Below are 18,863 nucleotides of genomic sequence, written 5' to 3'. Positions count from 1 at the left end.
TACCTGTTCTGAGAGCTGACTGTACCGAAAATGTACTTTTCAACGCCCAGAAAGCACAAGGGGTTACGTGAAATTCACGTAACCCCTTGATTTTACTGGTGGGCTGCAGGAATGGAATTAATGACCAAAACCCTTTTTGCATAAGGTTTCTAGTCATCCGACCAATTCATCATGCCCCCAGAAGTGCCCCCCAATTTTCAGGAGCATTCTGGTTCGATTGCCCACTCAGCTTCAACGATCCAATAGGGCCGGCGGCAACGTCGCACAGCTGGATGCTATTGTAGCGTCCCGGACGATGCTAGACAGGCGACCTCAAACTAATCCGCCCACGCCACTACCCCTAGAGCACGCGGCTCGCGCCGATTAACTAATCCCAGACATGGATACGAATCGAGAAGCCTGCTGAGCCTTATAATCGCCCCACGGCATGAGTTTGACCCGGGGATAGGTGAGGTAAAGTAAGCGCTTTGATCGCGTGACCGCGACAAACGCGTTGCGACTTTCCTCAGCCATCTCGCGCACTTTGCCAACGGCCCGATAGTCGGGGAACGTTCCTTCCGCCATCCCTGCAATAAACACGGCGTCAAATTCCAGCCCTTTGGACGAGTGAACGGTCAGCAGGGCAACGCCGTCGCGATGGGCCTTTTGGGTGGCCCCCAACGCCTTGCTGCTCATAAAACCGGACAAGGTGCGCGACGTGCCGTCGGAGCGAAGGTATTGGTCCCATTCTTGCTGAAAGACGGCTACGTCCTCATAGATCGCGCGCCTAGAATTCTCGTCCAGGGAGTCGGCATAACCCCTCAATAGCTTGAACGCCGGCATAAGGTCTAGGCGTGCCGTGTTCTGAACAATCGAAGCGACCGCTTCCGCCACGGCCTTGGCTCGCTGCTCGGCCGCACTCCGCGCCATCTGCGACAGCGCAACCATGGCGTCCGTTGCCGTTTCAGGCGGCTGCGTCACCCACTTCGTTGCCAACGCCGCCAAATGGAGCCGGTCCCTCGGGTTCGCCAAGATGCGCAACGACAAGTGGAACTCGTCGACGAGGTCGGACTCGTTTTCATGATTAGCGGTCAATCGCTTGTAGAAGGGAACGTTGCGCCGGCGCAGTTCGTTCTCTATTGCGAGCAAAGCGAAACGGGTCCGCCCCAGAATCGCACATTTCGACGGCTCAACACCGCCCTCAACATCGGGGTGTCCTTGGGCAAACAGCAGTTCAAGCTCGTCAACTATCAACCGCGCCTCGTGCTCTTCGTCGTCTCCAACGAACACGCGAGCGTCGCCCTTGATCGGAAGCTGGGCGTCAACCAAGTAATTCGGATCGATGGACCGAGCAACGTTCACCACTGCCTGCGAAGATCGAAAGTTCTCGGTCAGCTCGATCAGTTTCGCTGCGAACTCGAACCGGAACTTCTCCATGTATTCCGGGCTCGAGGTGTTGAATCCATATATCGACTGTTTTGGATCCCCCACCATCATGACGTTTTTATACGAATCTCCGCAGAGCGCACAAAGCAGAGCGTATTGCGCTTCGTTAAGATCCTGCGCTTCGTCAACGCACACGAACCTGTAAAGCCTCCGATAAAAATCCGCCAGCTTGGGATTGTTCGTCAGCAGCCGGTAACCAAGCAGCAAAAGATCGTCGAAGTCGTAAGCACCACAAGCACGCAACCCGGCGTCATAGGCATCCAGGACCCGCTTGTCAAGCTCATCACTGAGCACGGCGCAAGTGATGGGGTGCGCCTTGACGCGCGAGATCATTTGAAGCCAGTTGTCGACTCGCCGATTGCGCTCTTTGCGATCGACGATCTGATTGACCTCCTCGTCAAGAACAGGGTCCTGCCGAATCGCCTCCAACAAAATTTCCTTCCGGTCCTTATGCTGTTCAAAGATGTGCGGCTCGCCTTCCACGCCCACAAGCTTCCCTCGCTCCACCAGCATTTCCAAGCAGAAGCTGTGGAAGGTGCCAATGAATGCGCGCTGCCGATTTTCACCCAAGTCGGAGAGGCGATCACGCATCTCGTCCGCGGCCTTGTTGGTAAACGTCAGCGCCAGCACACGAAAGTGGCCAGGAACACTCGTGAGAAGTGAGCGGACTCGTTCCGTCAACACGCGAGTTTTTCCGGAACCCGGGCCGGCTACCACGAGCAACGCGCCGTCGACATGTTCGACGACCTGGGCTTGCAGCGTCGACAGGCGCAACTTGGTTGGACTGTTCATTGTTCCTCAACCTCCGCCTCTACTGCCAGCTTGTGAATTCCGTGATTCTCTCCGATGACCGCAAATAGCCTCTCGACGTGTTTCGGAAAACGTCTCTCCGGGTCCGTCAAGCCGGAGATCGTTCGGGCTAACGGCTTGGCGAGACGTGTTTTGGACGCTTTCATGGCATCAGCTGCGGCGCGAATTCTACCTCCATCGCTTTTGTAGTCCCTGACGCCCTTCCCCTTCGCCAATTCCAGCCCATGATGCTTGTCGATGAATTCGTCCAAAAACGACTCTCGACCGTGCGCTTCATTCAAAGCGGTTTCGATTTCGGCAAGATAGCCGTCCTCCAACAACTGTGTCTCGAAGTTCTTACCAGAGGACACGACGACCACGTTAGGAGACGAAGCGATGTTCGGCTGCCCCGCTTTTTTCAAGGCCGCCTCCAGGTCGCTGACCGGCTTCTGCTCTCCGTCCCCCATGACATACCACGGGATTTCAAGGCTCTTCGCAAGCCAGATGAACGGGAAGTAGTCTGTCCCGTTCGCCCGCACGAAGCTGAAGCCCAATTCGTGAATCGACGCTCCCCAATACGCTTCCGCCCAAATCGGCAGCGCCTGCTCTTCCGTCTGCCCTTCGAACAAAACCACGGCCCTTGCAAAGAGGATGTCCCCCCGCGATTCGATGACCGTCTCCTGCAACTTGCGGATATCGTCGGCCTTCTCGAGCTTCGACAAATCAAGCTTACGCGCTCCAGTATCTCCGCCCTTCTTGATGAAAAGCCGAAGATCCTCTAATTGAGCTTGGCCGGCGAAATACGGTGAGTGGGTGCTGACAACGCGCTGCCCCTTGATTTTCTTGATATGTGCGAACAGCGACCGTTGCGCCTGCGGATGAAGGTGCGACTCTGGCTCTTCCAAGGCCAGAACAGAATGCAATTTGTCGTTGTTCTTCGCCGCCACGTCCCCGCGCCAAGCGGTAAACGCCCTGAAAACGAGCAGAGAGGCCAAGCTCCGCGTTCCCATCCCGTGGCGTGCGAGCGGGAACGACTGGGCTCCCGCCGTCGAGAACGACACGTCGACGCCTTTCGATAGGTCTCGCAGCTTTCGCGCGACCGGAGCGATGTCGATGCCAGCGCTGTCGGCGGAAACCACTGCCTGCAAGTCCGACAAGTTCGTCTTCAGGCGTTGGAGCATCGAGCTTTTGTCTACGATCTGCTGGTTGATCCCCGTTAGTGCAGCCTCCAATTCGGCCACCTCGTCGCCAGACAACCCAAGATCCTCGGTCATCCGTCGCCAGAACGAGCCTTGGCGGCGCATGTCGTCCTCCAGGTCGCGCTTGGCGTCGATATAATGCAAGGCGACGGGTTCGAGTTGGGCCGCCGTGATTGGCTTGTCTTGCGTCGGCGTGTCAATCCACTCCTCAAACGGTTTCCATTCTTTGAGAAAGAGCCTTTCGACGACGTAGTCTGCTTTTTCGACACGCCAAGCCAGCACCGTGCGAAAGGCCATGAACTCATCAAAATCGTGATCGTCCAGCACGATGCCGGGCCCCCACAAAGCCGTCCAGAAGCTGCCCTCCGGGAACTTGTCGACGACCTTTCCGTTTTCGTCGACAGGGCGAATCCGAATGTCGACCACAACCCGCCGGTCTTTTGGCGGCATCGCCTCGCCGTGCATCAGCCGAATGTCGTCTTGCCCCAACAGCTTGCGCCCGGAGCCGATAGCCGCGAACATCGCGTCAAGGAAGCTCGTTTTTCCAGCATTGTTTGCTCCAATGAGCACGGTCAAGTCGTTGAGCTCGACCTCAATATTGGCCAACGAGCGAAAGTTGCTGACACGGACGTCTGTGATGGCAACGCCGCTTTCTGGCGCATAATTTGGCATAGGTCCCTCTCACTTTCGCAATGCCGATGAGTTTTCGTGCGGTGTAGCGCCCTGGCTATCAGCTTCGGCGCCGAGCGACCGACGCAGTGCGCTGACATCTCACCCCTGATTCAACGCTCATTCTCGTTTTGCTCCCAACAATGCAAGTGGGGCCTGCGTGGCAGTCTGCATGACCTTTGCCGACAGGTCCGCGCCCGACACATCCTCATACCGTGCGGGAATCCGCTCTTTAAGCCGGAAAAGCCGCTGGTGCGCAGAGCGCGTAAGCTGCCCATAAGTGGCGGCAACCACGCGCCCCCGAAGGACGCCCTCTTCTCTGAGCTCCTTCTCTTTCGTGGTCTTCGGAGCAATCTCGTGCCCTACAACAAAGGCCCGGAACATTGGTGTCCCGTCCAACGACCCACTAGACAGGAAGTCCTGTACGTAGCCATCGGCTTGGGTCATCTCCTCGCGACCGATCGTTGATTTGCCCTTCTTGAGTTCGATGATCAAGACGTTCTGGATACGGGTGAGACTCGCATCCGCTGGATCAAAGCCTTCAGTTCCAACGATCGAACAAGTCGCGTCGGCCAACGACATGATATCCGGCCGCTGTTTGTGGTTGACGAAGGCATCCGTAGATACTCGCTTTTTGAAGACCTTCTCTGCTGCCGTCCGTAGACTCACATTCGAAGCGTACTCGCTGCTGTCGAACTCCGGACCAAAAAGCCACCTAGCCTGTGTCACCAACGGGTGAAGGGTGTGCAGCTCGTCGGCTGCGTCATCTCCGCTGAGTTTCTCGATTGCGGCAAGCACCGCGAGCCGATGGTCGATCTCGTCAAGAACTGAAAGGGCATCGCGCACTGTCCATTGGCCCAGCAAACGATCCAGGCCTTCGATGTCCGACTCATCCAGCTTTGTAAGCTTCTCAAGCAAGGCCGCCCCACCTCTCGCCTTCTCCAAGTTGATCAGTGCCTGCACTGCGGCGGATAGAACATCCTGCGAAACCGTGGGAGTCGACTTCACCAGCTCCCGTGCAAAAGTGGCAACCTCTGCTCTGCCAAGCTGCGAGAGTTCCTTGAACTGCTCCCTGTTGCGGACTAGCACCTCCTCCGAACTCTCCTCCACCAATGTCGACGAGAGAGAAGCAAAGACGTGCTGTGCGTACTGGCGCGCCCCCTCAAACAGGGCGTCAGCCTTGGGACCAGGCTTGAAGCGCGACCAATCCGGTTCGACCTCAGCCATCCAGCCATCGCCGGTCTTGACCACGATCGAGTACCGCTTGGCAAAGCGCGCGCGGCCGTCAATCACGGCTTCGGCCCCCACGACCCAGCCAGGGGTCCCCACCAGCCGGCTGTTCACCCAAAAGGCGATGCCTTGGTAGAGTGTCGACTTGGCCGCACGGGTTGAGTCCACAACGTAGGCCTCAGCGGGAGGGCAACCCTCGATTGCCAAATCAGCTCTCTCGATCAACCCAGTCTGATCGGCCAGCGACACCGACTGACCGTTGACGCGCACCACGAATTGCGGATCATGCAGGAACCGCGCCGACAGGATTTCGCGAATCTTGTCCGGGTCGGGTAAGTGGCGCTCTACCACCACGGAGAGCTTCGTGCCGTGCCCTTGGTGCAGAAACGACGTTTCCTTCTCGATGCGGAATGGAGTCTCCTGGCTTTGCGTTCCAATCTCGAAGCCCGCACCTTTGCCGTCGCGCCAAGTCTCCACGGAATACTGGCTCGCGAAGCACAGCAGCCCGTGGCGGCCGACCCCGTTGCGACCATAGGCCCTGCGGCGCCAGTCTCTGCGCTCGGCCGGGAACTCCACAGTCGACCCTTGGTGCTTGATACGGTCGTAGCCTAACCTCATCCACCGGCCTTTGAATTGGGCTGCGCTCATCCCGTGCCCGTCGTCTACGACGGTCAAGGCCAGTTGGTGCGTCGGCGGAATCGTCAGGTCGACCAGCGAGGCACCAGCATCCCAAGCATTGGCCACAAGTTCGGTGAGCGCAACCTCCGGATCGTGCGCAATGCGCCCAAGAGTGCGCACCAGGTAGTCCTCTTCAAAGAACGACGCCGTGGTTGTGTCTGTCATTCTTTTTGGCTTTGCCATCATTCTTCCTCTATCCGTTCGCGCTTCAGCGGAGCGGCGCACGTTGTCTCCACGCATCGCTTGAATGTCATCACCAGACCCGATACTTCGACCGCCTATTCTCGAATACCGACTGGATGTTCTTCACTAGCCACGCCAGCTATAGCAGCACTCGGAAGTGACGCTTGTGCTCACCGAACGAGGCCGTTGAGCCTGCATTCGCTTGCTGCTTCACTCCTAAAATCTCGCCAGTGTCCATTCGCCACTTTTCCGGTCATTTATAAAGTGACACGGAACTAATTTTCAACGCTTCGCCTTTATCAAGCAGCTCATCATCTTCACACCACTCGCCGACCCAACGACTCAATCCCAATCCAGCACCCGGCCGAGTTCCGCCGCGTGACGGCCGGGGTAACTTATCAGCAGCTGCGGCAGAACACAAATCTGTGAAATTTTCAATAAAACCGTCGTGCAACTTTATCTGCCACTTTGTACTTATACCGACAACCACCGCCTGTCGCCTCTTATCATCGAGTTGACGAATAAGCTATAGCAAGCCCGCATCATTCGTCGCCACGAATCCTTCGGCATCTCAACAATCCAAGAGAGATCAAAATCTTCAGTTCGATATTAAATAATCTGCCTATGGAACAATCACGAACTCACCCCACTTGCTCGGTAACACGCAGGCGAAAACAACAACGAATGTATAATCAAGCTGCGCCAATACGCACCAGATCGACCAAGAGAGTCAACTTTTAGCCGAACTATCGCAATTTTTAATATAGTGGATGATTACCAATAAACTTGCCGTCATTGGGATCGATTGCAAAGAAATGATCCACATTCACAAAGACTCCCGTTGGCCCAACCCCACTAACAGACACAACGAATCCGGGCTGCCCTCGTTCAACGAGAGGCAACGAAAAATCGTAATCTTGATTTACTTTATAGCTCGCATGTGTTGGCCATGGGTTATCAAGAGTGTAACGAATCGATGAATCTGCGTTTAAAACCATAGCCTGCGTCTTACCATTTACTCTCGGCTTCGTAACAAGAAACCCGGATCTATCAGGGAGCATCTCATAATTAACACGCCCTCCTTCGAGGTCAAGCGAATACTCGACCCCGTCTAGTGACCACGTAAGCTTCACAACCTTCACAATACCGAGAGGTGGATAAAGTCGACGCCGCTCATCGCTCGACATAGATTCGGGTATACGCTCACCCTTTTCACCGACTCTAATCAAATTTTCAACTTTCATTCTTCACCGTCCGGGCGGAAGAGGATCGATTCCCAACACCTCGAAATAATCTCCACGATTCTTTGGCGGGACCATTAACTCAATTTGATTAGCCTCACCCGGAAGATTACCTTGAGGGCCAACAATTCCTTCTCTGATCATCATACCGGGCCTATTTACCTCCAACCTCGCCACGTATGGCAAATCAGGTTTGTATTCCTCTTTAATTGCCAAATTATTACGCGCAAAGACCTGATCTGGAATCTCATCGGGCGATGCCCACCCTCCAAGATACATTTGCCCATTCTCAATTTTCGCCTTTTGTGCGTCATCGATGACCATATTGTACTGTTCTCCGACTTTGGCCTCTCTCTCGATGACTAACGTTCCTTCCTTATACGGTGGATCCCTCCCCTGGGCAACTGCCTCAGCGTTTACCTCCTCCGCGGTTCGAACTCGAACCGGCTTACGTTCAACTTTTAGCCCGTCACCCGCAGGGTCTGTATCAGCTGACTTCGCTGCCTTAGAAGCGTCGGCGGCACTATCAGCGTCAATTCCCCTAGCGCCCACCGCACCAATTTCAGCGGTCTTGTTGGCAGCATTCGCAGCATCAGACGTCTCACCGACCTTCGCGGCAACATTTGCGACCTCACCGACTTTATCGGCAACGTTCGCCGCCTCTCCAACTTTACCAGCCACATTAGCCGCTTCGCCGGCCTTGCCCGCGGCCCCGACTCCACCGACGAACAGTCCACCGATGTCGACCGCGCCCCGCCCCAGCGCCTCACCATAGTTGCCTTGGCTCCACGCTTCCATGTACGGCTTGGTGATGCCGTCGACAATCGCTCCCGGATGATCGTAGATCGCCTGCACCGTCTTTCCGGCCGAATCCAGCGTCTGTGAATAACCGTGGTAATCGTATAACCCGGTCAGGTCGGACAGTCCTTCGGCGGCTTGCGATATGGGCGTTAGCTTGGCCGCCCCGAGCGCCAATCCTCCGAGGCCCTTTGCCATATCCCAAAGCGCACCGCCGGCCCCTTCGAAGAATCCGCCAACCTGATGCATCACGCCCTTGTCAGGCGGCGGATTGGCATTCCCAACGACGTTCCCGCTTGCATCCACCGAGCTCCCCGGCGCAGGTTCGGTGACATAAGTCCCGGTGCAGTTGCCAGAGTTCATTGTGCACGGGTCACCGTCACGAATAACGGGATGGCCGCCCGCGCGAACCGTCGTGCTGCCCTTCGTCGGCCTGGTCTCGCCGCCCACTGTGCCGGAGCCAACCCCATCGGCCGTCCCCGACTCATCGCCGGTACAGGTCGGGACTACACTCTGATCGAGCACGTACGCCGGCTTTCCGTTGAACCGCACGCTCGGTACGATGCCCGATGACCCGCTCAGGTCCGAGATGACCTGATAAGGCACCGGCGGTGTCGAGCTGCCCATCGGTGTTTTGCAAACGTCGGGAGTACTGCTGACCGCCTTGAAACTACCGTCCTGTCTCGACGCGATCCGATTGCCCTTCGAGAAATGATCGGAAGGCTGCGCCTGATCTTCAGGTTTATAAACACCCGACTCAAAGCGTTTTTGAACCGACTGCGCCGCCTCATCAAATATTTCGCGATCGACAGGTCGCCCTCGCTCACTCCACGGGTTGGGCGTGTTCCATAGCGTGTCCAAGTTGTTCACGGCATCGCGAGCCTGATCCACACTCTGAATGTTGAAATGCTCGCGAAATACATCGCCCGCATCGCCGGCCACTGAAATTTGCAACGGCTCAGCCATGTTGCGTCCCCGCGCGTTGAGTCACGTTGGCCGGAGAAGACGTGGCAAGTCGCTCGATGTCGGTCCGCTCAACAAACCGTGCTTCGAAGCGTCGCGCGCGAATCGACTTCATCAGCGTCCCGCGCCACACCAACGTCAACATAGGCTTCGCAGCATCCGACACGTCGACGGACAACGTATCGAGCAGCAACGGCGCGAACTTCAGCGTCTGGTCGGTGTAGACCCATCCCATCGGCAGATGTCCGGGCAACGCGATGCGAAGGATCGTATTGCCACGCTCGTCGATGGTCGATCCGGGCGTGCCGGCGGGAACAAGGTTCGTCAGCAGGATCGTCTCGTTCCCCTTTAGGTGCGGCACCTGCATCAGCGGATGCGCGCCGTTCCAATACTGAAACTGAAAATCGTCTGGTAAGCCCGGATGGCGCTCGGCAAGCCACGCGTCGTCGTAGGTGCCAGCAAGCTCACGCCTCGATCGCCATGCTTTCGCGACGATACCGAAGCCAGCCGAACGCAGCGACGGATGCGTCCGCCCGTTCGCTGCTGCCAGCCATGCTTGTATCGAAATGGGCTCACTGCTGGCTTCGATCTGCGGCGCAGCAATCTTCTGCTGCTTCGTAGCGGCAAGAAACCAACGCTCGGCAAACCCCAGACCGATTGGATTGTCTTCACAGACCGTATGCGCCACCGGAAGATTATCTTGGTCAGGATGCACGGCCTGCTGTTTGTCATCGAGCCGGAATGCCTTCGGGACACGTTTCGAAGCTGGATCCTGCGCGTCGATCCGACACTGCCCGCCCCATGCGTATTCGTAGCGAACGGGCAGCGCGGCGATTGGTTCCGGAGGCGTCAGACGCCAGTCGATGGGACGCACGATGCCGAGCGATGCGACCTTGGCGAGTCGATTCATGCTTCGTCCAAACATCGACCGTCGAACAAAGTACCTTGGACCCATTATGGATAATCTGCGATCCAGCAAAACTTTCGTCGTCGGCACACCGGCGTCATCGTCGGGTTGTACGGGCGCAGACACAATCCGGACGCCCGCCACAAAGCGCGGCACGGGTCGCCCCTGCGGCGCATAAGCCGTTCCGTTAACCAGCACGTCGCAAAACGGTTTGTACGGCGCAAGATCGCTTTCCTCTGCCACGCTGGACAGATTCGGCTCGCCATGAAAACGGTCGGAAGTGGCGAGCGGCTTTTGCTGCTGCGCCAATACCAGCGAACCGTGACGCAGTTCGAATGTCTGCCGCAGTACGACGGTATGGAAGGACGCGCCGTCGGGTGCAAACGATTCGAACGCCAGTGCAGGGAAAGGCGTGTAATTGGAAAATTCCATCGCGGCCCCGTCAGTTGATGTCAACGTCCCTGCCGTTGATTTGTACCGGCCCAGAGCCTTCGATCAGCAATTGCGTGCCACGTAGTGTGATATGCCCGTTGGACTCCATGATGAGGACGGCGCTACCGGTCTTCAGCTCGATTCGGTCGCCGGCCGTAATCATGTATGTTTTGCCGACCATCGTAGTTTTCGAAAGACCGACTTCCTCTGCACTCGCCAGCCCCGCCGACGTATTCACCGCACCGGCGACCGTTACCTGATACCCGCCACCGACTGTCAGCGCTTTCGCAAGCCCCACGGTCTCCGTCGACGTGAGCGCAATCACGAGGTTCTCCATGCCTTCGATCGTCTCGTTCCGGTTGCCGCCCACCGTCAGCGTCTCGTTGTTCCCGACGCGTTCCGTGCGATCCACGCCGATCGTGATCGTCTCGTTGTTCCCTACCGTCTCCGTGCGGTCGTGGCCGACATGCACCGTCTCGTCGTGATCGACGTTCTTGGCGCGGTCGTTGCCGACCCAATGCGACTCGTCGTGCTCGACCTCGATGCGCTGATCCTTCTCGGCGTGAAGCCAGACCTCTTCCTCGCCCTTCTTGTCCTCGAAACGGATCGCGTTGGCCGTATTGACGTTACCGCCCTTGGTCGATCGCGACAGAATGCCGCTTTGGGTCGCACTAGCCGGCAATGCCCACGGCGGCATGTTCTGCGCGTTGTAAACGCGAGAAATAATTAGGGGTCGATCAGGGTCGCCATCCAGAAAAATCACGACCACTTCGTCGCCGATTCGAGGAATGTTGACCATGCCGAAACCGCTGCCGGCCCACGGTTGCCCCACGCGCACCCAGCACGAGCTGGATTGATTGCGCTGGCCCAGCCGGTCCCACGGAAACTGGACCTTCACGCGCCCGAGGCTGTCCGTGTAGATTTCTTCACCCTTCGGGCCGACCACGACAGCAGTCTGCGGCCCGATGATGGTCGGCTTGGCAATGGTGAACGGCGGCCGGTACGGGATCTTCTTGCGGATGCAGGTGAAGCTGCACGCGTAGGTTGCCGCACCCTCGCCCGCCTGATAGTTGTTCGATCCGGCATGCATGACGCCCGTAATCAGAAACTGGCGATCTTCCGGCTTCCCCTCGTGGTCATAGTGCTCGTCCAGCTGGAAGTACCGGGCAGGCGTCATTCGTCGACTCGTCGTCGTGCCGGTGAAAATCTTGCTATGCGCCGCAAGCGCCTGCGCCCGGAAGCGGGCCAGATCCTCACCGCGATCACTGTCCGGGAAACCGTGCTCGCCCAGATAGTCGTAGATTTCGTAGGCTGGCACATCGCCTTGATCGACGCCCGTGTTTCCGCCCGAGAACCGACGCGCGCCGGGCGCTTTGTAATCGTACGTCTTCAGGCCGACCCGGCTCGACTCAAGCTGCCGTCGTGCAGAGAAGTTCTTCACGACTGCCAGATCGTCGCGTGCCTCCCCTTTCGAGTACTCCAGAATCGGACTCATGCCGTCGATCGGCTTCGCCGCGATCGAGTTGTCGGTGATGATCAGCTTGTGCCCGTCTTTCGTGTGCTCGAAGTAGTAGAACAGGCCGTCTTCCTGCATCAGCCGCTGCGCGAACTCCAGGTCGGTTTCCTTGTACTGCGTACAGTAGCTCCGATTCTGCGTCGCCTTCGACAGACGGAACTCAAAGGACGCCATCGAGCCATAGTCACGGAAAAGCGCCGAAAGAATGTCCTGTGTCGTCTTTTCCTGAAAGATCCGGATGTCCTGCCGGCGGGACAGCATCCAGAGCCACGGCTTGATCACCGCGCTGTATGTCGTGAGTCCGCCGTCGGTGTCAAGATGCGAAAACGCGACGACGTAGCCATGGAAATACCGTTCCTCCGAACTCGCAATGGCATCGGTCAACTGTAGCGTAATTGTCACAGGTTGGCCGATCATCTTTTTCAGTTCGATCGAGCGATCCTGCGACGCGAGCTGCGTGTCAATGTGAAACAGATCGGAAAGATTTTCCGAGCAGGTAAAATTGACTAGAACGAGCTCGGAACGCCCTTTCAACGGCGTTTCAATCGTGAACAGGCGATTGCTTTGAAGCTGAAAAAAGCTCGGAATATCGGACAATTGCATGATTGGCCTCAGCGCTACCCCGGAATGAGTGTCGATATTACTGCTGGTTAATCGTACGATGATAGTGCCCTTTTCATCGATCCGCCAATTTAACGGAACTTCAAGTTTCCCCAGGAGCCAGTATTCCCGGAGTATCGATGGACGAACTGTTGCCGCATTTTGAATACGAGCTTGGACTGCTGGCCCGCAAACTAACGGAATTTGCCGAGCGCTTTCCCAAAATTGCCACCCGGCTCGGCATCCAGAGCGGGCAGGTGGATGATCCGCATATCAGCCGACTGGTCCAGACGTTCGCCTTCATGGCTTCGGCGCTCGATACCCGGCTGACCGACGACTATCCCGAATTTATCGAGTCGTTGCTCGGCGTGATCTACCCGCAATATCTGCGATGCATCCCGTCGTGCGCGATCGCGGAAATCGACCCGACCGGTCAGTTCGGCAATCTGACAGGACCGTTTGTCATTCCACGCGGTACGCCACTGGACGCACGAGCGGCACTCTGCCGATTCAAGACGATTTACGACGTCACTCTGACGCCGCTGCATGTCGACACCGCCCGCTACTCACCAACCACTATCGCCCCCGCCAAGATCCGGCTCGGCACAGATGCGACGGGAATTCTGTCCGTTACCTTCGCCTCGCTGTCTGCGACAGGACACTTCGACGCATCTATTCCATCCGGGCCGATCCGCGTGCATCTCTCGGGAGAACGTCCGGTGATCGCGGCCCTCACCGACACGCTGCTATTGCGTGCGGCCAGTGCATTCGTTGAGGTCGATCACGACGGGCGCTGGCGCGCGCTTTCCAAAGTACCGTTTGAAGCGGTCGGTTTTGATGACAATGAAGCGCTTCTGCCGGACGACGCCGGCAGCGCAGGCCTGTCGTTCCAGTATCTGCTCGAATATTTCGCTTTCCCGGAAAAATTCGATTTCATCGACATCGATCTCGCGCGGATTCGGCGGGCGGCCAGCGCCCCTCACGCACGCCAGTTGACCTTGCACGTTGTGGTACGCGACACGCCGACCGATTCAGCCATCTCGCAAATGCTGGGGGCGGTCAGCGCGCGCACGTTCAAGCTGTTCTGTACACCGATAATCAACCTCTTCGAGCGCGCGGCGGCACCGATCCTCTTGACTGACACCGACCGCGCCTATCCGATTACGCCCCTTCCCCTCGAAGAAAAGGGCGTGCCCCCCGATCTCTATGCGATAGATCAAGTCTTTCTCGGCGAGAAGTCCGCGATCGACGAGCAGATGAAATCGTTCTCGTCTGCATCTCAAACGCCTCGGACGCCCGTGCCGCCATACCGGGCGTTCAGTCACAGCTTGAGTTCGCAAAAGGTCTACTGGCTGCTCTCTCGAGATCGCGACGTCACCTTATTCAATCCCCGCCAAAGCCCGTGGCGGCTGTCGCTCGTCGGACTCGACGGTCAGCCAGCGAGGCCGGAGCAGCCGCAAGTCGAGATCGATTTGCTCGCCACGAATGGCGATCTTCCATCTCGATTGCCGCTCGGCGACCCGCAAGGCGACCTGCTGAACGAAGGGGCCGCGCTGCCTTGCCCAATTCGCTTGCTCACGCGACCGACCGCTCCCATGACGTTGACGCGCGGCGAAGGGGCGCTTTGGCGCGTCCTCGCCACCTTTTCGCCTCAACCGTTCGATCTCTCACGGCAGGGTCTTGGCGAACTCAAGGCCTTTCTTCGCCTTCATGCACCGCGCGCGGCGATCGTCGCACAGCAAGGTATCGACGCGCTACGAAGCCTGGGTTACAAGCCTGCCATGAAATGGATGTCGCTCGACGGCAAGATGCAGTCCTTCGTGCGCGGCATCGAAATTCTCGTATCGATCGACGAGTCCGCGCTACGCGCCATTGCGCTCAACACGTTTGCGCGAATACTCGACCGCCTCTTTGCCCCTTACGCACCGACGAACAGCTATGTGCAACTCGTGATCAGGTCAGCGCAAACCGATCAAGAATTGATTCGATGCGAGGCCCGTCCCGGTACGCGCGCGTTGCTCTAACGCGCTTCAGTGCACATAACCCACCAGCAGTCCGACGCCAAACCCGGCCTGAAATCCATAGGTGCGTCCGTGCGTAATCAGCAAGACCGGGGCGTTGGCGATCGCCTCCTCGGCGAGCATACTCAATGCGGGACTGGATAGTCCGAGCGCGAGCATCGCCGAATCGATGCCCATCAGCATGATGTCGCCCGCCTGACCGATGATCGCCGACAAGGAAGCGTCCAGATACACGGTCGCGCCGCGAAAATCGTTCGCGCTCAGCTCCTTGCCCTGGAATGCGTGGGTCATATAGACCCAACCGCCACTGGGCGTATGTACGCCCGCGCCAGCGGCGGCGGCATCGCGCCCGCCAATGGGCGGCAATTTGATCTCGGGGGTAGTGAATTTCGGAAACCTGATCTTGGGAATTTTCAGCCCCAGGCCGTAACCGATACCGAGTCCGCCGTAGTAGTAGTCATGGTCCTGCTTCGTCGGATCGGTCACCGCCTCGACGCCGCCTGGTTCGGCGCAGGCGCGACATTGAAGCAGAAAGCCTGGGACGAGGCGATGAAGCTTGTCGCATGACGAAGCCCATACCCCCCGGAGGTATCCGGAATTCCGTGTGTGAGGCGGGTTGAGATTCAGATTCCAATGTTGAATCGTTCCGGGTAAAGCAGCGCGAACTGGGTCATCGCGTTCTTCCAATCGTGCCGAGAGCCGGTCCACTTGGCCACGACGTTGCGCAGCGCCAGCCAGATCAGTTTGAGCGCGGCCTCGTCCGACGGGAAGTGGCCGCGCGCCTTGATGATCTTTCGAAGCTGCATGTGCAGCGACTCGATCGCGTTGGTCGTATATACAATTTTCCGGATGTCAGGCGCGAAGGCGTAGAACGGAATCACCTGATCCCAGGCCCGGCGCCAGAGCGCGGCAATCGGAGGGTATTTCGTACCCCACGGGCTCGTATCGAACGCGTCTAGCGCCACGGCGGCCGCTTCGGCCGACGGTGCCCGATAGACCTCCTTGAGCGCCGCTGCGACCGATTTCCTGTCTTTCCAGCTGGCAAAGTCCAGCGAGTTCCGGATCAGATGCACGATGCAGGTCTGGACCGTCGTTTCCGGGAACACCGTGTTGATCGCTTCGGGGAAGCCCTTCAGGCCGTCGACCACGGCGATCAGGATGTCCTGCATGCCGCGCAGCTTCAGGTCGTTCACCACCCGCAGCCAGAACTTGGCGCCCTCGGTCTGCTCGATCCAGAGGCCCAGCACGTCACGTGTGCCGTCGCGGCGCACGCCCAGCGCCAAGTAGATCGCCTTGTTGCACACCACGCCTTCGTCGCGGATCTTGACTCGCAAGGCGTCGAAGAACACGACCGGGTACATCGGCTCGAGCGGTCGCTGCTGCCATTCGCGCACTTCGTCGATCACGGCATCAGTCACCGTGCTGATGAAGTCCGGCGACACCTCGATGCCGTACATCTCCAGCAAGAAACCCTGAATCTCCCGCACGCTCATGCCGCGGGCATACATCGCGATGATCTTGTCGTCGAAGCCTGTGAAGCGTCGCTCGCCCTTGGCAATCAGCACCGGATCGAACGTGCCTTCGCGGTCGCGCGGAATCTCGACGTCGAGCAGGTCATTGTCGGTTGCGATGCGCTTGCGGCTGGTGCCGTTGCGATGGTTCGTGCGGCCTACCGGCTTGGCTTCGCCCTTCTCGTAGCCCAGGTGGTGGGTCAGTTCACCGCCCAGTGCACGCTCGAATATCGCCTTCTTCAGGGCCGCGAATTGCTCGTTGATCGAAGCCCGATCCAGCGTTCCGGGCACCAGTTGCTTGATGAGTTCCGGGTCCAGGTTCAAGCCCTTGCCCGGTTCTACCGGCACTTCTTCCTTGCGTTTGCGTGGCATAACGTGGCTCCTTGGCCATCAGTTTATGCCTCACACACAAAAGTTCGGATAGGCTCGGATATTGCCATTTCGGACGGGCCGCGACGGCTTCACGCGCGCACCCTTCATCGGCCGCTGGAGCAACTTCGGCCGCATATTGCACCGCACTGATAGACTCGGCAGCATAGGCAACTTTCTGCCTGATTCACGACCGCGATGTCTCCCGACGCAATCCTCAATCCCGCGTTGATGACGTAGCGGTGCCATCTGTGGGCCTCTGCAAAAACCTGCGCCGAAATCTGCGTTGCTAATTGAGATTTGAGATCTACCGACACGAACGCAACAGCGGGTTCGATGCGACGCGGCTATTCGACGCGCTCCGTGCATTGTTATAGCGGCTTCGTCATGCATGTCGCCGAGGCCAGACAGAGAGAAGCAAATTGCGAACTGGACTGAATTTCGCCCGGTGCTACCGCCCTGTCGACCCTCTGATATCCCATTTTCTCGAAATAGTCGGCGGCGGTCGTTGTGAGTAAGAATAGACGACGCACACCGTGAGCCAGTGCATTCTGCTCCGCCGCGGTCACAAGGGCACGGCCCAGCCCTTCACGGCGAGCGCCACGAGCGACGGCTAGCGATCGCAGCAGAGCATTCGTCCCGCAATGCTCGATCGCAACACATCCCGTGATGCTTCCATCGGCAACAGATGCAACATAGAAGTGCGGGATTCTCTCGACCGTCACATCCTCACTTGGCAGATCTTCGCTTTCAAGCAGTGTGCGTACGATGGGATAGTCGACTGGGTGCGCGCGACGAATTTGAGGTGCGTTCATACGGATTCCATAGATATCGCCAACAGACACGATCTTCCCCAAGATGGCGGGTTGCTGATACTCCTCCGAATGCTAGTTCCGGACGCAACGAGCTACGGTCGTCGCCGCCGGGGCTCGCATCGCGAACTCGCTCAGAAAAAACAGTAGTCCGGACATCCGGCTTTTACTTGCGTGTTGCGAAGGTGGAACTTTCTCCGACGATTTTCAGCAAGAACTCCATGACTGCCCGTACTTGTGGTGACCGACGCCGGTCGCGATGCCCGACCATCCAGATATCTCGCGAAATCAGGTCGCCGTCGTATGTGACTCGTTGGAAATCCGCATCGGCGTCGCCGACAAAGCACGGTAATCCGGCCACGCCAGCGCCAGCTTGAATCGCCGAAAGATGGCCGCCGATTTCGCATGCAATAGCCCCCCCTTGCAACGCTTATCAACCTCTTCTGCTGTGGCACGTCGCGAATTCGGCGTCGTAGGCGATGAACTCCCCGGCAGACGGATTATGCAGGTGCGGATAGTTCCTCCTTGCGTACAGCTCGAACGGCATATGCCCCACCTCGCGCACCACACTGGTCGCTTCTTCCGGACGAACCGGCCGTAAGGCGATATCCGCCTCTCTTCGCTAAGGGAAACCTGCGGAGCCTGTCCAGAAACGCACAACTGGACGCGAGGATATGCCAGCCGGAACTCTGCCAGATGTTTCACCAGAAAACTGGCAACTAGCAGCGGCAGATCGCTTCGTCCGACAAGGGTCCCGCCACGTGCTGTAGCAATCTCTAGTGCACGAAAAACGGCTCGCGGCAGCAATGCCGCCCGGTATAGCCTGCAGTCGTCTAAGTTCGACCAGATGTCGGTATCGAAGAAATCAGAGCGGCCCCACATGACGTCCTGTGACCGTCGAAGGCGACGGCTCTTCCGTCAATCTGAATGCCCTTATCACCTTCAAGAATTTCGCATTCGCCAAGCCCTACCTGGCAAGTACAACGATCGCCGACCCGAGCAACTGAACGCCCCATTACCACCGATCGTTCGCTACCAGTCTTGACCTGACAACCATGATCCGTCGAATCGCCCACTCGAATCACGCCTCTCATCGACTTACTCTCCGAGGTTACTCAAAACCATACCGAGGATCGAACGCCGCGGCGACTACTTCCGGTCCGGTCCAGACGAGGAAAACAATGCCCGCCATCAGCGCAACGCTATTGACAACATAGCCTCGGTATCCGGGACCGCGCTTTTCCCAAGGCGACGTGATAAAGGCATACACGCAGTGAAGCGCAAGCAACAACGCCGTGCTTCGAAAGGTCCATACCCACCACCAATCGGCACCGTTGACACCGGCCATGCCATGAATGAGCGCCGCGCAAACTCCGAAGGGGTAGAACATCCAAAAGCCGATGAAGGTCGCCATAAACAAAACAGAACGCACCGGCGAAGGCGGCATCCATTCACGAATGTCGTCAGGTTTCGCGTCCGTGGATTGGATCTGATGGTCGGGTTCTTTCACGGCGTTCACG

Annotated in this window: 14 protein-coding genes; 1 reads left to right on the top strand and 13 read right to left on the bottom strand. The window is 57.9% G+C overall.

Features of this window, described 5'->3' with window-relative positions:
• Positions 1-363: 363 nt before the first annotated feature.
• The 7 genes from BCR55_RS13580 to BCR55_RS13560 form a co-directional block, all read right to left on the bottom strand.
• Positions 364-2,217 (bottom strand): ATP-dependent helicase, encoded by a 1,854-nt coding sequence (locus BCR55_RS13580; protein WP_175403818.1) that lies wholly within the window; start codon positions 2,215-2,217, stop codon positions 364-366.
• Positions 2,214-4,085 carry an ATP-dependent endonuclease gene (locus tag BCR55_RS13575; RefSeq protein ID WP_065494661.1) on the bottom strand — a complete coding sequence of 624 codons (1,872 nt, stop codon included), beginning with the start codon at positions 4,083-4,085 and terminating at the stop codon, positions 2,214-2,216. Before BCR55_RS13575 ends, BCR55_RS13580 begins: the two co-directional genes overlap by 4 nt.
• A gap of 117 nt (positions 4,086-4,202) precedes the next feature.
• Positions 4,203-6,173: an ATP-binding protein gene (locus BCR55_RS13570; RefSeq protein WP_065494967.1), complete on the bottom strand. Its 1,971-nt coding sequence runs from the start codon at positions 6,171-6,173 to the stop codon at positions 4,203-4,205.
• Between the two features lie 758 nt (positions 6,174-6,931).
• Positions 6,932-7,417, bottom strand: a complete 486-nt coding sequence (locus BCR55_RS32430; protein WP_012492773.1) for a hypothetical protein — start codon at positions 7,415-7,417, stop codon at positions 6,932-6,934.
• A 3-nt stretch (positions 7,418-7,420) separates the two neighbouring features.
• The gene (locus BCR55_RS30825; protein ID WP_083211792.1) at positions 7,421-9,178 is read right to left on the bottom strand and encodes a DUF4150 domain-containing protein; all 1,758 of its coding nucleotides are present in this window, start codon (positions 9,176-9,178) and stop codon (positions 7,421-7,423) included.
• Positions 9,171-10,514 (bottom strand): DUF2169 domain-containing protein, encoded by a 1,344-nt coding sequence (locus BCR55_RS13565; RefSeq protein ID WP_065494660.1) that lies wholly within the window; start codon positions 10,512-10,514, stop codon positions 9,171-9,173. The genes BCR55_RS30825 and BCR55_RS13565 overlap by 8 nt, the downstream gene beginning before the upstream one ends.
• 10 nt (positions 10,515-10,524) lie before the next feature.
• Entirely contained in the window at positions 10,525-12,633 is a 2,109-nt protein-coding gene (locus BCR55_RS13560) for a type VI secretion system Vgr family protein (protein ID WP_065494659.1), read from the bottom strand.
• A gap of 137 nt (positions 12,634-12,770) precedes the next feature.
• Between BCR55_RS13560 and tssF the strand changes: the two genes are divergently transcribed.
• The gene (tssF, locus tag BCR55_RS13555; RefSeq protein ID WP_053299173.1) at positions 12,771-14,654 is read left to right on the top strand and encodes a type VI secretion system baseplate subunit TssF; all 1,884 of its coding nucleotides are present in this window, start codon (positions 12,771-12,773) and stop codon (positions 14,652-14,654) included.
• A gap of 6 nt (positions 14,655-14,660) precedes the next feature.
• On the opposite strand, the gene BCR55_RS13550 is transcribed toward tssF, so the two are convergent.
• The 6 genes from BCR55_RS13550 to BCR55_RS13540 all read right to left on the bottom strand — a co-directional run bounded on the left by BCR55_RS13550 (position 14,661) and on the right by BCR55_RS13540 (position 18,862).
• A complete protein-coding gene (locus BCR55_RS13550) occupies positions 14,661-15,137 on the bottom strand; it encodes a hypothetical protein (protein WP_254661825.1) in 477 nt (158 codons plus the stop codon).
• A 137-nt stretch (positions 15,138-15,274) separates the two neighbouring features.
• Positions 15,275-16,534 carry an IS256 family transposase gene (locus tag BCR55_RS13545; RefSeq protein WP_065494658.1) on the bottom strand — a complete coding sequence of 420 codons (1,260 nt, stop codon included), beginning with the start codon at positions 16,532-16,534 and terminating at the stop codon, positions 15,275-15,277.
• Positions 16,535-16,902: 368 nt separating this feature from the next.
• Positions 16,903-17,346: an arsenic resistance N-acetyltransferase ArsN2 gene (gene arsN2, locus BCR55_RS30820; RefSeq protein WP_083211791.1), complete on the bottom strand. Its 444-nt coding sequence runs from the start codon at positions 17,344-17,346 to the stop codon at positions 16,903-16,905.
• A gap of 163 nt (positions 17,347-17,509) precedes the next feature.
• Positions 17,510-17,704 carry a substrate-binding domain-containing protein gene (locus BCR55_RS33405; protein ID WP_249485767.1) on the bottom strand — a complete coding sequence of 65 codons (195 nt, stop codon included), beginning with the start codon at positions 17,702-17,704 and terminating at the stop codon, positions 17,510-17,512.
• A 472-nt stretch (positions 17,705-18,176) separates the two neighbouring features.
• The gene (locus BCR55_RS30810; RefSeq protein ID WP_083211819.1) at positions 18,177-18,437 is read right to left on the bottom strand and encodes a PAAR domain-containing protein; all 261 of its coding nucleotides are present in this window, start codon (positions 18,435-18,437) and stop codon (positions 18,177-18,179) included.
• 17 nt (positions 18,438-18,454) lie between these two features.
• Positions 18,455-18,862: a hypothetical protein gene (locus tag BCR55_RS13540; RefSeq protein WP_139094033.1), complete on the bottom strand. Its 408-nt coding sequence runs from the start codon at positions 18,860-18,862 to the stop codon at positions 18,455-18,457.
• Position 18,863 lies beyond the last annotated feature (1 nt).

Source organism: Burkholderia sp. CCA53, assembly GCF_001685525.1.
GTDB classification, from domain to species: Bacteria; Pseudomonadota; Gammaproteobacteria; order Burkholderiales; family Burkholderiaceae; genus Burkholderia; species Burkholderia multivorans.
This window is presented reverse-complemented; position numbering and strand designations above follow the sequence as displayed.

Excerpts from the sequence above, each read along its gene's own strand:
- BCR55_RS13580 (WP_175403818.1), bottom strand. The coding sequence starts at position 2,217 with ATGAACAGTCCAACCAAGTTGCGCCTGTCGACGCTGCAAGCCCAGGTC.
- BCR55_RS13575 (WP_065494661.1), bottom strand. The coding sequence starts at position 4,085 with ATGCCAAATTATGCGCCAGAAAGCGGCGTTGCCATCACAGACGTCCGT.
- BCR55_RS13570 (WP_065494967.1), bottom strand. The coding sequence starts at position 6,173 with ATGGCAAAGCCAAAAAGAATGACAGACACAACCACGGCGTCGTTCTTT.
- BCR55_RS32430 (WP_012492773.1), bottom strand. The coding sequence starts at position 7,417 with ATGAAAGTTGAAAATTTGATTAGAGTCGGTGAAAAGGGTGAGCGTATA.
- BCR55_RS30825 (WP_083211792.1), bottom strand. The coding sequence starts at position 9,178 with ATGGCTGAGCCGTTGCAAATTTCAGTGGCCGGCGATGCGGGCGATGTA.
- BCR55_RS13565 (WP_065494660.1), bottom strand. The coding sequence starts at position 10,514 with ATGGAATTTTCCAATTACACGCCTTTCCCTGCACTGGCGTTCGAATCG.
- BCR55_RS13560 (WP_065494659.1), bottom strand. The coding sequence starts at position 12,633 with ATGCAATTGTCCGATATTCCGAGCTTTTTTCAGCTTCAAAGCAATCGC.
- tssF (WP_053299173.1), top strand. The coding sequence starts at position 12,771 with ATGGACGAACTGTTGCCGCATTTTGAATACGAGCTTGGACTGCTGGCC.
- BCR55_RS13545 (WP_065494658.1), bottom strand. The coding sequence starts at position 16,534 with ATGCCACGCAAACGCAAGGAAGAAGTGCCGGTAGAACCGGGCAAGGGC.
- arsN2 (WP_083211791.1), bottom strand. The coding sequence starts at position 17,346 with ATGAACGCACCTCAAATTCGTCGCGCGCACCCAGTCGACTATCCCATC.
- BCR55_RS30810 (WP_083211819.1), bottom strand. The coding sequence starts at position 18,437 with ATGAGAGGCGTGATTCGAGTGGGCGATTCGACGGATCATGGTTGTCAG.